12 protein-coding genes are annotated in these 13,844 nt (G+C 68.7%); 2 read left to right on the top strand and 10 right to left on the bottom strand.

Going from position 1 to position 13,844, the window contains the following annotated elements; translation table 11 throughout:
* Positions 1-207 precede the first annotated feature (207 nt).
* From ABE483_RS00850 to ABE483_RS00890, 9 genes are all read right to left on the bottom strand, one after another.
* Positions 208-363, bottom strand: a complete 156-nt coding sequence (locus ABE483_RS00850; protein ID WP_167390404.1) for a hypothetical protein — start codon at positions 361-363, stop codon at positions 208-210.
* 70 nt (positions 364-433) lie between these two features.
* Positions 434-556, bottom strand: coding sequence for a hypothetical protein (locus ABE483_RS00855; protein WP_302476400.1), 123 nt, complete (start codon positions 554-556; stop codon positions 434-436).
* Positions 553-1,320: a YggS family pyridoxal phosphate-dependent enzyme gene (locus ABE483_RS00860; protein WP_346480865.1), complete on the bottom strand. Its 768-nt coding sequence runs from the start codon at positions 1,318-1,320 to the stop codon at positions 553-555. Before ABE483_RS00860 ends, ABE483_RS00855 begins: the two co-directional genes overlap by 4 nt.
* Positions 1,321-1,431: 111 nt before the next feature.
* Positions 1,432-1,938 carry a hypothetical protein gene (locus tag ABE483_RS00865; RefSeq protein ID WP_070470806.1) on the bottom strand — a complete coding sequence of 169 codons (507 nt, stop codon included), beginning with the start codon at positions 1,936-1,938 and terminating at the stop codon, positions 1,432-1,434.
* Positions 1,939-2,049: 111 nt separating this feature from the next.
* Positions 2,050-5,151, bottom strand: a complete 3,102-nt coding sequence (locus ABE483_RS00870) for an error-prone DNA polymerase (RefSeq protein WP_313212386.1) — start codon at positions 5,149-5,151, stop codon at positions 2,050-2,052.
* A complete protein-coding gene (locus ABE483_RS00875; RefSeq protein ID WP_313212387.1) occupies positions 5,148-6,563 on the bottom strand; it encodes a DNA polymerase Y family protein in 1,416 nt (471 codons plus the stop codon). The genes ABE483_RS00870 and ABE483_RS00875 overlap by 4 nt, the downstream gene beginning before the upstream one ends.
* 9 nt (positions 6,564-6,572) lie before the next feature.
* Positions 6,573-7,190 carry a translesion DNA synthesis-associated protein ImuA gene (gene imuA, locus ABE483_RS00880; RefSeq protein ID WP_088433373.1) on the bottom strand — a complete coding sequence of 206 codons (618 nt, stop codon included), beginning with the start codon at positions 7,188-7,190 and terminating at the stop codon, positions 6,573-6,575.
* 256 nt (positions 7,191-7,446) lie between these two features.
* Positions 7,447-7,881, bottom strand: coding sequence for a VOC family protein (locus ABE483_RS00885; RefSeq protein ID WP_313212388.1), 435 nt, complete (start codon positions 7,879-7,881; stop codon positions 7,447-7,449).
* Entirely contained in the window at positions 7,803-9,149 is a 1,347-nt protein-coding gene (locus ABE483_RS00890) for an MFS transporter (protein ID WP_346480866.1), read from the bottom strand. The genes ABE483_RS00885 and ABE483_RS00890 overlap by 79 nt, the downstream gene beginning before the upstream one ends.
* A 75-nt stretch (positions 9,150-9,224) precedes the next feature.
* Between ABE483_RS00890 and ABE483_RS00895 the strand changes: the two genes are divergently transcribed.
* Positions 9,225-9,668, top strand: a complete 444-nt coding sequence (locus ABE483_RS00895) for a helix-turn-helix domain-containing protein (protein WP_313212390.1) — start codon at positions 9,225-9,227, stop codon at positions 9,666-9,668.
* Between the two features lie 267 nt (positions 9,669-9,935).
* A complete protein-coding gene (locus tag ABE483_RS00900) occupies positions 9,936-12,755 on the top strand; it encodes a glycoside hydrolase family 3 C-terminal domain-containing protein (protein WP_346480867.1) in 2,820 nt (939 codons plus the stop codon).
* A 100-nt stretch (positions 12,756-12,855) separates the two neighbouring features.
* Here ABE483_RS00900 and ABE483_RS00905 read toward each other — a convergent pair whose 3' ends face one another.
* On the bottom strand, positions 12,856-13,752 hold the full coding sequence (locus ABE483_RS00905) for a LysR family transcriptional regulator (protein WP_313218599.1): 897 nt from the start codon (positions 13,750-13,752) through the stop codon (positions 12,856-12,858).
* Positions 13,753-13,844: the final 92 nt, after the last annotated feature.

Genomic DNA, 13,844 nt, shown 5'->3' on the forward strand with positions numbered 1-13,844 from the left:
TTTCAGCGGTGTCTGGCGTACCGATGAGGTGGCGCGCGTTGCGTGCATGAGTCGCTCGAGCTTCCATGCCCATTTCAAGGCGGTCACGGCGATGAGCCCGCTGGACTTCCGCCCGGTGGTTGCGCGATGACATCGGGAGGAGCTGCGGGACACCGTGGTGTGGCCGCACTCCCATGATGCCCGCGATGTAAGCGGAGGTGCCGCCGGTCAGACCGGGGCGAAACCGCGGGTGGTCTTCTTTTCGTTCTTTTCCGCCTTCTTTTCCTTGGCGGTCTTGGCAGGTTTCTTCTTCTGCTCTTTCTGTTTGTTCAGGCCTTTGGCCATGGCGACGCTCTCCAGGTGGGTTGCAACGGAGGCGAGCATGGCACATCCGGTGTCGGCCGGCGCATCGGCGTGCGATGGGTGCGCTGAAGTGAATCCGGGGTGCGCCCGTTCATGGCGCAGGGATATCCCGATAAACCGCCTCGCTGCTCAGCACCTTCAGTCCATCCGGACCACTGTGCAGCCGCCGCTGCTCACCGACCGCCTGCTGCGATTGCAGGCGATAGCCGCTCATGTCGGGGTCGGCCAGTAAACACTGTCCGGCGTCGAACGCGCGCCGAAGATGGCCTGGCCCACGCGCACCACGGTCGCGCCTTCTTCGATGGCGATCTCGACATCACCTGACATGCCCATGGAGAGCTCCTCCAGGCTGATGCCCGTCGGCAGGGTGGGGCGCAGCCGGTCGCGCAGTTCGCGCAGGCGCGCAAAGCACGGGCGCACCTGTTCCGGATCCGGGGAGAACACCGCCAGGGTCATCAACCCGCGCACATGCAGATTCGGAAACGCTGGCAACTGCTGCACGAAGTCGGCGACCTCGATCGGGTCCAGGCCGTACTTGCTGTCTTCGCCCGAGGTGTTGACCTGCACGAACACATCCAGCGTGCGCTGCTCCAGTTCCAGCCGCTGATCCAGCGCCTGTGCCACGCGCAGGCTGTCCAGCGCCTGGAACTCGCTGGCGAAGCGTGCGAAGTCACGTGCCTTGTTGGTCTGCAGGTGGCCGATCACCGACCAGCGCAGGCCGGGCAGGTCGGCCATCGCCGCCGCCTTGCGCTGGGCTTCCTGCACCTTGTTCTCGCCCAGCTCATGGCAGCCGGCCTCCCACGCCAGGCGCAGGCGGGCCTCATCGACGGTCTTGCTGACCGGCAGCAGGCGCACGCCGGCCGGGTCGCGGCCGGCCAGTGCGCAGGCGCGGGCGATGCGTTCGCGGACCATCGCCAGGTTGTGGCGGATCTCGTCGACAGTGGTGGCCTGGGGCCAGGTGGGGGCAGCGATGGGCATGGGGAGCTCCGGAAGCGGGGACGGCTGCGGCGCGTCGGCGCGCCAGCAGGGCGGTCCCGTAACAACGGACAGGTTGTCATAGCGCTACCCGAAAATCACCGCCCGCCGATGTCAGGGCGCGGCGGCGGCGTTCGGGCTGACGTAGTGCGTCTGTTCGTCGTCGTTGAGGAAGATCAGTTCCGGTTTGCCCTGCCAGGAGGTCAGCATCGCGCCGGTGCTGTTCTGGTGTTTGACGACCAGGGTGGCGCCGCGATCCGGGTTGGCGGTGACCTTGAATACCTCGGTGGTGCCGGTGGCATCGTCCAAGGTGAGGATGGCCTCGTCGCCGACATCGGCGGTGCCGTAGCCGCCACGCTCGGAGCCATCGGCGCCCAGCAGGATCAGGCCTGACAGCGGTGACGCACGCGGCCCCTGGGTGATGCCCTTGGTGAGCGGATCGGGGACGGGGGCGCCGAGAATCACCCGCGCCTGGCCACTGGCATCGCGGATCACCACGCCACGGGCGGTGATGACACGCTCCTCGGACTGGCTCTGGTGCAGGCGCAGCGCGGTCCAACCGGAAACGATCAGGGCGAGGCTGGAAACGACCAGCGTGGTGACGGTCAGCGCGCGCGACATGGGGTTCTCCGGATCCTTGGAAGGCTGCGACCATACCGGATACGCCCTTCACGGCACCAGTCGGAAAAGTCTGGGATTACATTCAGAGCGTGAGGTTGGTCACGGGATGGCTCAGCGGAAATCGCGGCTGTGGGTACGCACGCCGTCGATCAGGGTGTCGATGTTGTGCATCTGGCGGACGATCAGGTGCTGCACGCCGTCCACGCGCTCGAGCCGGCCGTCGATCTGCATCAGTTGCGCTTCAACCAGCACGCGATGCTGGCGGTCGGCGATTTTGCGCCAGACCACCGCATTGACCATGCCGCATTCGTCTTCCAGGGTGAGGAAGGTGACCCCGCTGGCAGTCTGCGGGCGCTGGCGCATGCGTACCAGCCCGGCAAACCGCACGCTGCGCCCGTGCGGCAGGGCGGCCAGTTCGTCGGAGCGGTTGCAGCGGCGCTGGCGCAGCTGGCTGCGGATGAAGGAGACCATGTGCCGGCCCAGCGTGGTGCCGGTGGTGTTGTAATCGGCCTGCATGTCCTCGAACGCGCTGGGCAGCGGCAGCGCGACGGCGGCTTCGGCGGTGGCGCGGGCCATGTCGAACAGCGGCAGCGGCTTTTCCACGCCGGAGACGTCCCAGCGCGCGCGATGGCGATGGCCGCTCAGGCCCTTGAGTGCACCGGCATCGGCCAGCAGGCCCTGGTGGCGACGGTCCAGCTGTGCGCGCTGGCTCAGGTCGGCCACGCTCTCAAAGGGCGAACGGTGGCGCGCCTGCACCACGCCGGTGGCGACCGCCTCGCTGAAGCCATCGACCAGGCGCAGCCCCAGCCGGATGCCAAATGGCCGGCCTGGCGAGGTGGGCGGCACCAGCGTGCAGTCCCAGTCGCTATAGCGCACATCCACCGGCAGCACTGGCACGCCATGACGGCGCGCGTCCTGCAGGATCTGGTCCGGGGTATAGAACCCCAGCGGCTGGCTGTTGATCAGGCTGGCGGCGAATGCGGAGGGGTGATGGCACTTGAGCCAGCAGCTGACATAGGTGATCAGCGCGAAGCTGGCCGCGTGGCTTTCCGGGAAGCCATAACTGCCGAAGCCCTTGATCTGCTCGAACAGGCGCTCACCGTATTCGCGGCTGTAGCCGTTGGCGGCCATGCCGGCGAGCAGTTTGTCGCGGTGCGGCTCCAGCCCACCGTGGCGCTTCCAGGCGGCCATCGAGCGGCGCAGTGCGTCAGCCTGTCCGGGGCTGAAGCCGGCGGCGGCGACCGCCAGCTGCATCACCTGTTCCTGGAACAGCGGCACGCCCAGGGTGCGTTTGAAGACCTTCTCCAGCGCGGGTGGGTAGTCGATCTCTTCGATGCCTTCTTCCTTGAGCTTCTTCCGTCGGTTCAGATACGGGTGGACCATGTCGCCCTGGATCGGGCCGGGGCGCACGATCGCCACTTCGATCACCAGGTCGTAGAAACAGCGCGGCTGCATGCGCGGCAGCATCGCCATCTGGGCGCGGGACTCGATCTGGAACACGCCCAGGGTGTCGGCGCGGCAGATCATGTCGTAGGTGGGCTCATCGCCCTGCGGAATCTTCGCCATGGTCATCGTCGGTCCGCCATGCGCTTCCAGCATCGCCAGGCATTTGCGTACCGCGGTGAGCATGCCCAGCGCCAGGCAGTCGACCTTCATCAGGCCGGTGACATCCAGGTCGTCCTTGTCCCACTGGATCACCGTGCGGTTGGCCATGGCCGCGTTTTCCACCGGCACCATCGTGGACAGGGGGTGTTCGGAGATCACGAAGCCGCCGGGGTGCTGGGACAGGTGGCGTGGAAAATCGACCAGTTCACTGGTCAGCGCCACCACCCGCCGCATCAGCGGGGTCTCCGGATCGAAGCCGCGCTCACGCAAGGCCTCCGGCAGCGGCTCATGGCTGCTCCAGCGGTCCAGGCAGGCGGCCAGTTCGTTGACCTGGTCCGGCGGCAGGCCAAGCACCCGCGCCACATCGCGTACCGCGCTGCGGCCCCGGTAGCTGATCGCCACGGCAGTCAAGGCGGCGCGTTCGCGGCCGTAGCGGTTGAACACGTACTGCAGCACTTCCTCGCGGCGTTCGTGTTCGAAGTCGATGTCGATATCCGGCGGCTCGTCGCGTTCGGCGGAAATGAAGCGCTCGAACAGCAGCTCCATCTCGCTGGGGTCGATCTCGGTCACGCCCAGTACGTAGCACACCGAGGAATTGGCGGCCGAGCCACGGCCCTGGCAGAGGATCTGCTGCCGGCGCGCGAAGCGCACGATGTCGTGCACGGTCAGGAAGTACGACTCGTACTGCTTGGTGTGGATCAGCGCCAGTTCGTGTTCGATCTGGTGGCGCTGCTGGGGCGTCTCGCCCGCGGGCCAACGCCATTGCATGCCTTCTTCCACCAGCACCCGCAGCCAGCTGGCCGGGTCGTGGCCGGCCGGTACCAGTTCGCGCGGGTAGGTGTACTTCAGTTGCTTGAGATCGAAGTGGCAGCGCTCGGCGATGCGCAGGGTCTCGGCCAGCAGCTCGGGCGGGTACAGCGTGGCCAGGGCCTGGCGGGTGCGCAGGTGACGCTCGCCGTTGGGGAACAACCGCCAGCCTGCCTCGCCGAGCGTGCAGTGGTGGCGGATTGCGGTGAGGGTGTCCTGCAGCGCGCGGCGGCGGCGCACGTGCATGTGCACATCGCCGCTGGCCACCAGTGGAATGCCCTGGTCGCGGCCGAAACGACGCAGGCGCTGCAGGCGCGCGCGATCATCGGCCTCGCGGTGCAGTTCAACGGCCAGCCACAGCCGCTGCGGAAAGCAGGCTTGCAGCCACTGCGCATCCTCGATGCCCGGGGCAGGGTCTGCCCACAGGCACAGCAGGCCGGCGTGCAGCGGTTCGATGTCGCTGCGCAGGCAGCGGTACTCACCCTTGGGCGCGCGCCGGCGGCAGGTCGTGATCAACTGGCACAGCGCGGCGTAGCTGCCCTGGTCGGTGCACAGCAGCACCAGTTTCGGGCCGTCCTCCAGCTGGAATTCGGCACCGGTGATCAGGGGCAGTGCGTGCTTCTTCGCAGCCTGCCAGGCGCGCACGATACCGGCCAGCGAGCACTCATCGGTGATCGCCAGCGCGTGGTAGCCCTGGCCCTTGGCACGCGCGAACAACTCCTCGGCGATGGACGCGCCGCGCTGGAAACTGAAGGCCGACAGGCAATGCAGCTCGGCGTATCCGGGCAGCGGTGCGCTCATGCGAACCAGCCGTGCAGCATGAACGGTCCGCTGCGTGCATCGGCGGCGGTATACGCCCAGCCGCGCTGGCCTTGCGGCGTTTCGATGACGTAATAGTCGCGGCGGATGTCGCCGGCATCCCACCAGCCCGATTCGATCCGCTCCGGCCCGGACAGGATGCGCAGGTGCGGATCCTGCAGCGCCTGCGGCTGGGCCAGCAGCCAGCCCGGGCGCATCGGCAGCACCGGGGGCGGGGGCTTGGGCGCGCCCTGGGCGTCACCGGTCGCGCGTTCGGGCCGATGGTCGGCACGCAGCCCCAGCCCCTGCACAGCGTCATCGCCGAGCCGGGCGCGAAGACGCTCGCGCAGCTGCTCCCACGGCATCGCCTGCTGCGGGCGCGGGTCGAACAGATCGCGTGCGGCCGGGACGAACGGCGGCAGTTGCTCGGCCTGCAGGCGCAGGCCGCGGCTGCCCGCTGGCAACTGCAGATGATCCACACGGTTGCGGGCCAGTTCGAACAGCATCGCCGGTTCGCGCTCGGGCGCGAGCAGGCCGATCGAGAGGCGCGTATCGGGGTGGTGTTCGTGCTCGAACCACAGATCGAACTGCAGCACGCCGCCATCGCGCGAGCACAGGAATGCGGCCAGATCGGCGGTCAGGCGCCGCAATGGGAACAGCATGGCCTGGGTGGACTCGACCTCGTACTCGAACTCGATGCGCGCATCGAAGCGGTCCGGCGGCTGGAAATAGCGCAGCGGCGGCGTGCTGATCCCGCGCAGCGCATCCAGGTGCGCCAGCACCTGCGGCGGGAAGCGCCGGGCCAGGCTCTCGCGCGGCAGGCCGAACGCCGCGCCCAGCGTGCGCAACCCCGAGCGCGCCAGCACCGTGACCGCCTCGGCCGGCAACCCGCTGCGTTCGATCGGCACCTGGGCCAGCGCCGCCTCCACCTGGTGCGCACCCACGCCGAGCCGGCCATGCACGCGGGCCAGCACGCTGGCGGCATGCGGATTCGGTGCGGCCACCAGCCGGTGGCGGAAACCCAGTTCGGTCAGGCCACGGGTCAACCGCTGCTCGACCTTCGGCCAATCACCAAACAGCGCGCGGCTGGCCCGGATTTCCAGTGCCAGCGCGTGCGGGAAATCCAGGCTGACCTGCGAGCTGATGCCGTACAGCCAACTGGCCAACAGCTGGCGGGTGGCCTGTTCGGCGCGCGGGTCGTACTCCACGGTGAGCATGTCGCGGGTGAGCACCTGCGCAGCTGAGAGCAGCATGCCGCGGCGCAGCCCGAGCTGCCGGGCCGAGGGACTGACCGCATGCAGCACGCGTCGCTGCGCCGGGCCGGTGACTAGCACCAGCGGCGCAGCCGGGTCCGGTTGCTGGCGCAGGGCGGCATCCAGCGCCAGGTGCGGCAGCAGCAGGCAGGCCCAGTCCACGGCGGCGGCTCAATGAGCCACGGCCAGCGGCAGCGGCTGCGCCGGTGCCAGCCCGCCGCGGCACTTGAGCACCCGCACCTGGCCATCGTCGAGCTGCAGGCGCAGCGCGGCCGGGGAGGGGTTGCGCGCATGCCGGGCATCCCGGAAGGAAAACCCCAGGCACTGGCCGGTTTCGGCCGCCACCTGCAGCCGGCGCAGCGCGCGGTCATCGGCCTGCTGCGGCCAGCACAGCACCGCCGCACATGCGGCCGAGCGCAGGCATTGCTCGGCGGCCCACAAGGCATCGCGCGGGCTGGCCTGGACCACCTGCACCTGGTTCAGTGCCAGCCCGGCGCGGGCCCAGGCCGGGGCATGCGGCAGGTGCGGCGGGGCGATCAGCACCACGGTCTGCTGTTGCTGGCTCAGCCGCGCCAGCGTCGGCCAGACCAAGGCCAGCTCACCGACCCCGGGCGAGGCCAGCAGCACCTCCGACAGCGCCGAGGGCGGCCAGCCACCGCCGGGCAGTCGGGCATCCAGCGCCGGGTGGCCGGTCGGGTGCGGGGCCACCTCGGGGAAGGCCGCACGCGGCTGCCCCCGCCAGACCCGGCGGGTTTCCAGCAGCCGGTCCAGGGCCAGCACGGCGCCCATCAGCGGGCCTCCCGGCAGGGCTGGAGCAGGCGGAAACGGACAGGAAACAAGGGCATGGCGGCGAGTATCGGCAGCACGCGTGTCAAAGGCTGAGACCGACAATCCTACCCGCAATTAGTAAAAATGCTAACGAATTCGGCGGCCGGATTCCGAACCGGTTGAGGGTGATGAATGCTTCAGGAGAGCGGAATGGCAGCGCGCCAGATGGGATGGCCACGCGCGTGATGGAGGGCATCCACGCATGGCGAGGATCTACTCAGCGCCCCTGCGGATCGGGCCGATGGTGCACGTACTCGACCACGGTGCCGTCCGGATGCACGGCGTTGAAGGCCGCGCCGGTGGGCACGACCTGCAGTGGAAAGATGATCTGCGCCCCGGCCGCCACCAGCCGGTCGTAATAGGGCTGCACGTCATCCACCAGCAGCGTGCCGGTGGTGGAGGTGAACGGAGCCAGCTTGTCCGGCGCGCCCTCGATCAGCAGGAATGCCCCGACCATCGCCAGGCGCAGGCCGGCCTCGGGGAACGGAAAGCCCGCATCGGCGACCAGGCCCTGCAACTGCTCGTAGAACGCCACCCGTGCTTCCAGTTCGCCCGGGCCGACGAACACCCGGATCAGCACCCGCGGGCTGCGTTGCCGGGAGGTGTCGTTGCGGTCGCGCCAGAGTTGATCGAAGTGGCGGTGTGGGGGCATGCGGCGGCTCCGGGACGTGAGCGGTCATTATCGAGCCGCGATCCGCCCGGAACCGGGCAGGGCTCATGACCACCGGTGATGGTGTGATAACCCGGCATCGCCCACCACACCACCAGCGCGAGCAGCGACACACTGGTACCCGCCATGCAGACCCCGGGCCAGCCGAACGCGGCATACAACGCACTGCCGGCCAGCGCCCCCAGCCCACTGCCGGCAGCGTAGAACAGCATGTAGGCGGCGATCACCTGCGCCTGCGCGTGCGGGGCTGCGGCCAGAATCCGACTCTGGTTGGTCACGTGCAGCGCCTGCACCGCCAGATCCAGCAGCAGCACGCCGAGCACCAGCCAGCCCAGGTGGTGGGACATCGCGGCGATCGGCAGCCAGCTCAGCAGCATCAGCCACAGGGCGCCGGTGGTGACCCGCCCGGCATGGCCCCGGTCACTCCAGTGCCCACTGCGTGCCGCCGCCAACGCACCCAGCAGCCCGACCAGCGCGAAGGCGCCGATGGCGGTGTGGCTGAGCGCATACGGCGGCGCGCCCAGCGGCAGGCTCATGCTGCTCCAGAACAGGCCGAACACGGTGAACAGCAGCAGGCCCAGCACGCCGCGCTGGCGCAGCACGGGCTGTTGCCGCAGCAAGGCGATCAACCCGGTGCGTACGGTGGATGCAGTCGAGGCCGGCAGCCGTGGCAGACGCGCCCACAACAGCGCGCCCGTCACCACCATCAGCGCCGCCGAGAGCAGGTACACCGCCCGCCATCCGCCCAGATCGGCGACTGCGCCGGCCACGACGCGTGCCAACAACAACCCGACCACCACGCCCGCCTGTGCGGCACCAACCACGCGGCCACGCTCGTGCACGCCTGCAGCGGCGGCGGCATAGGCGATCAACCCCTGGGTCATCGCGGTGCCGAGCAGGCCCACTGCGAGCATGCCCAGCAACAGACTCCAGGCCTGCGCCGCCAGCGCGACGGCCAGCAGGGCCAGCACCAGGCCAATGGTCTGGATCGCGATCAGGCGGCGGCGGTCCACGCGGTCACCCAGTGGCACCACCCACAGCAGCGCCGCCACCGAACCCAGCTGGGTGGCGGCGATCACCGCGCCGATGCGGGACGTACTGATCTGGAGATCGGCGGCCAGGGCATCCAGCAAGGGCTGGGCGTAATAGACATTGGCCACGCTCAAACCGGCGGCGCAGGCGAACAGCATCAGCAAGGCGGAGGGGAGCGGGGAGGTGGATGCCCGCGAGGCGGAGGCAGGGAGCGGCATGATGCAGTCTCAAAACAGAACCAGTTGATTCTGGAGTATGTGGTTCTAAAATGAAACCTCGAAAGGAGGCCGCACATGACAACCGATGCCACTACCCCCTGCCCGGTGGGGCGCGCGCTGGATCTGGTCGGTGACCGTTGGTCGCTGCTGATCGTGCGCGAGGCCTTCGACGGGGTGCGCCGCTTCAGCGATTTCCAGCGCCGCCTGGGGATGTCGCGCAGCATGCTCAGCCAGCGCCTGCAGGCCTTGCTGGAGGCGGACGTGCTGACGCAGCAGCCGCTGGGCGAAGGCCGCAGCTATCAGGAATATGTGCTCACCGAGCGCGGTCGCGCGCTGTTCCCGCTGGTGGTGGCGCTGCGCCAATGGGGCGAGGCCTTCCTGTTCGCGCCCGGCGAGCCACGCTCGGTGCTGCAAGCCGACAGCGATGGGCTGCCGTTGGCGCCGATGCAGCCGCGCGACCAGCGTGGGCAGGTGGTTGAGGGCGCCGACACCCGGGTGATGAAGCCCCTGTCACCCTGATTTCGCGCGGGTTGCGGTGTCTCAAATGTAAGCATCCTGTTGACAGGCATGAACACGCTCGCCCACTCTTCCGGGTGGGGCGCCGGTCACGGGCTCCCGGGTGGTGCGGCTGTCACGACGGGCGGAGGGGCCTGGACGTAGCCGTCATCGCCTTGCGTTGTAAACGGTTCCGCGCGCCCGCGCGTGGTTCCCGCCGACATGGCGCTGCACCCTTCTGCGGCAAGACTCCCTGGATTTATTGCGCAAGCAAAGGTGTTTCGTCCGCTCATGAAAACGATTTCAAAGCCCCTGGCCCTGACGGCCGCCATCGCGCTCTCGCTGAGCGCTTCCGCCTGGGCTGCTGCCCCGGCCGCCACCACCGACGCGTTCACCGTGCTGACCCTGGAACAGACCCCGGGTGACCTGGACGCCGCCGTGGTCGCCGCGCAGCTGGAGCAGCTGCAGGTCGATGCAGTGACCGTGCGCAACGTGGAGCGCCGCGCGGACCGCGTGGACCCACTGCAGGGCCTGGCCGATGCGCTGGGTTATCACTATCGTTTCGTGACCGCCGATCCGGCCGCCGCGCAGCAGACCGGCAGTGTCGTGCTCACCCGCCTGCCGATCGAGGCCGAATCGGGCACCGAGCAGCCGTCGCTGAATTATCTGCGCCTCAACGATGGCCGCCACGTGGTCGCGCTGTACACCAGCGCCGCCGATGCTGCGGCACTGCCGCCGCTGGTCACCGGTTCGCGCCTGGGCGCGCCGGCCGTGCTGCTGGGCGCGGTCAGCGCCGATGCGGCCACCACCGCGGGCTTCGATCCGTCGCGTGTCGCGCTGGAAGCCAATGAAAGCTACTTCAGCGATGGCTTCCAGTCGGCCACGTCGGCGGCGATAAAGCTGCGCACCCATGACGGCAAGAAGGGCACCACCGCCGCCACGCTGCTGACCCTGGGCTATGCCGCGCCGGTCGGTGGCGACACGCCGTGGATGGACACCGGCCTGAACGCCGATGCCCGCGCCAAGGCGCTGGTTGCGCAGATGACCGTGGATGAGAAGTTCCAGATGCTGCACAGCTACTTCGGGCTGGGCAAGGATGGCGGTCCGCTGCCGGAGGGCGCGGTGGGTTCGGCCGGTTTCGTGCCGGGCGTCCCGCGTCTGGGCATTCCGGCGCAGCAGTCGGCCGATGCCGGTGTTGGCGTGACCAATCCGGGCGGCCTGCGCAAGGGCGACCACGCCACCGCGATGCCGTCCGGCCCGTCCACGGCCTCCAGCTGGAACCCGGATATCGCCTTCGCTGGCGGTGCCACCATGGGTCGCGAAGCCTGGCAGCAGCGCTTCAACATCCTGTTGGCCGGCAGCGTCAACCTGCAGCGCGATCCGCGCAATGGCCGCAATTTCGAATACGCCGGTGAAGATCCCCTGCTGGCCGGTGTGCTGGTCGGTGAGTCGATCCGCGGCGTGCAGAGCCAGCACGTCATCTCCACGATGAAGCACTTCGCGCTCAACGACATGGAGACCTCGCGCAATTTCCACAGTGCCGAGATCGGCGAGCAGGCGATGCGCGAATCGGACCTGCTGGCGTTCGAGATCGCCATGGACATCGGCAAGCCCGGTTCGGCGATGTGCTCGTACAACCGCATCAACGGCACCTACGGCTGCGAACACGATTACCTCATGAACGAGGTGCTCAAGCAGGAATGGAAGTTCCCCGGTTTCGTGATGTCCGACTGGGGTGGCGTGCACAGCGGCTCCAAGGCGGCGCTGGCCGGCCTGGACCAGCAGTCGGCCGGTGAAGTGTTCGACAAGGCGGTCTATTTCGACGAACCGCTGCGCCTGGCCGTGGCCGGTGGCGTGGTGCCGCAGGCGCGCCTGGACGACATGGTCGGCCGCATCCTGCGCACCATGTTCGCGCACGGCAATTTCGATCTGCCGCCGGTGCATGAGCCGATCGACGATGAGGCCGGCTTCCACGCCGCGCAGCGTACCGTTGAAGAAGGCAGCGTGCTGCTGCGCAATGCCGATGATCTGCTGCCGCTGGGCAAGGACGTGCAGCGCATCGTCATCATCGGTGGCCATGCCGACAAGGGCGTGATCGGCGGCGGCGGTTCTTCGATGGTGGGTTGGACCGCGCGGGGCACCAATGCGGTGCCGGGCGTGATGCCGACCACCTGGCCGGGCCCGGTGATCTTCCACCCGTCCTCGCCGCTGGAAGCGCTGCGCGCCGAGCGTCCGGATGCCCGCATCGATTACGTGGATGGCCGCGATGTGGCCGCCGCCGCGCGCGCTGCCGCAGCCGCCGATGTGGCCATCGTGTTCGCCACGCAGTGGTCGGCCGAATCGGTCGATCTGCCGCACATGCAGCTGCCGGACAACCAGGACAAGCTGATCGCCGGTGTGGCCAAGGCCAACCCGAAGACCGTGGTGGTGCTGGAAACCAATGGTCCGGTCGAGCTGCCGTGGCTGCAGCAGGTGCCGGCCATCCTGCAGGCCTGGTACCCGGGCATCCGGGGCGGTGAAGGCATCGCCGCGCTGCTGACCGGCAAGGTCAATCCGTCCGGTCGCCTGCCGGTGACCTGGCCGACCGATGTCAGCCAGCTGCCGCGCCCGCACGTCAATGGCCTGGGCTTCAACCCGAAGAACAAGCCGGATGACACCATCGATTACGACATCGAAGGCGCCAACGTCGGCTACAAGTGGTTCGCCGCCAAGGGCCTGACCCCGCAGTACGCGTTCGGCCATGGCCTGTCCTACACCAGCTTCGGCTACGACAACCTGCAGGTGGTCGTGGAAGGCCAGCGTGTGGTCGCCAGCGTGGACGTGCGCAACACCGGCAAGGTCGCCGGTGCGGATGTGCCGCAGCTGTACCTGCAGCTGCCGCAGGGCAGCACCACTCCGATCCGCCTGATCGGCTTCCAGAAGGTGACGCTGCAGCCGGGCGAAAGCCGCCGGATCCGCATCGAAGCCGAGCCAAAGACGCTGGCCAGCTTCGATACCGCCGCCAAGCAGTGGAAGATCGCCGGTGGGCAGTACGAAGTGCAGCTCTCGCGCGCGGCCAATGCACCGGTGCAGCGCGTGCCGCTGCAGCTGGCCGAGCAGGTCGTCCGCTGAGCTGACGAACGCGCCGGTACCGACCCACGGGCGGTACCGGCCGCGGATCGGACGCAACGCGCGTTACGGGGTAGGGCACGACCGGTGGTCGTGCCACCGCTCACCCCGGCAGGTGCTCGCGCAGGTGCGCCAGCAGCAGCCGGACCCGGCGCGAGGGCTGGGCGGTGTTCGGAAACACCGCATATACGCCCTGGCGCGGGAAGCGATGACGGCGCAGGATCGGCAGCAGCCGGCCCTGCGCCAGATCGTCATCGATCAACCACTGCGGCAACACGGTCGCGCCGGCCCCGGCCAGCGCGAAGGCGCGCAGCGTGGATGCGTTGTCGACCGTAACCACCGCATGGGCGGGGTTGCAGGCAAACACCTGGTCGCTGCCATCGGGCGCCACCAGCGGTAGATCCGCCAGGCGCGGATACCCCAATCGTGGCAGCGTGCGGATCCAGTCCGGGTCATCGCGCGCGGCATCATCGGGCAGCGTGGACAACAACGACGGCGCGGCGACCGCGCACAGCGCGTGTTCGTCCAGCAGGGTCGCGCGCAGCTGCGAGTCCTGCAGGCGCCCCAACCGGATCGCCAGATCGAACCGCTCGGGAATCAGGTCCGCCGGCGCCGGTGAGGTGGACAGGTGCAGGCGCAGCTCCGGATGCAGGGCGCGGAATGATTCCAGCACCGGCACGACCCGGGCGATCGCATACTCCGGCGTGGTGGTCAGCCGCAGCGTGCCACGCAGCTGCAGCTGTTCGCTGCGTGCCTCCTCGATCGCCAGCTCGGCAGTCGTCAACAGGGCAGTGCAGTGCTGGTAAAAGCGTTCGCCGGCCTCGGTCAGCGCCAGGCTGCGCGTATTGCGCACCAGCAGCGTCACGCCCAGTTCCTGTTCCAGTCGCTTGAGGTTGAAGCTCACCACGGCGCGGCTCTGGCCGAGGCGCTGCGCGGCAGCGGTCAGGCTGCCGGCGTCGACAATCGCCTTGAAGGTCTCGAAGCGGTCCAGGCTGACCATGGCGGCGCTCTAACTGTCAAAAAAGGTTTGACAGTCTTGCATCCGGTTGCCTGTATATCCAGCCGCCGCCAACGCGCATGCTGCCGCCTCGC

The organism is Stenotrophomonas sp. TWI602, from assembly GCF_039674045.1.
Classification (GTDB): domain Bacteria; phylum Pseudomonadota; class Gammaproteobacteria; order Xanthomonadales; family Xanthomonadaceae; genus Stenotrophomonas.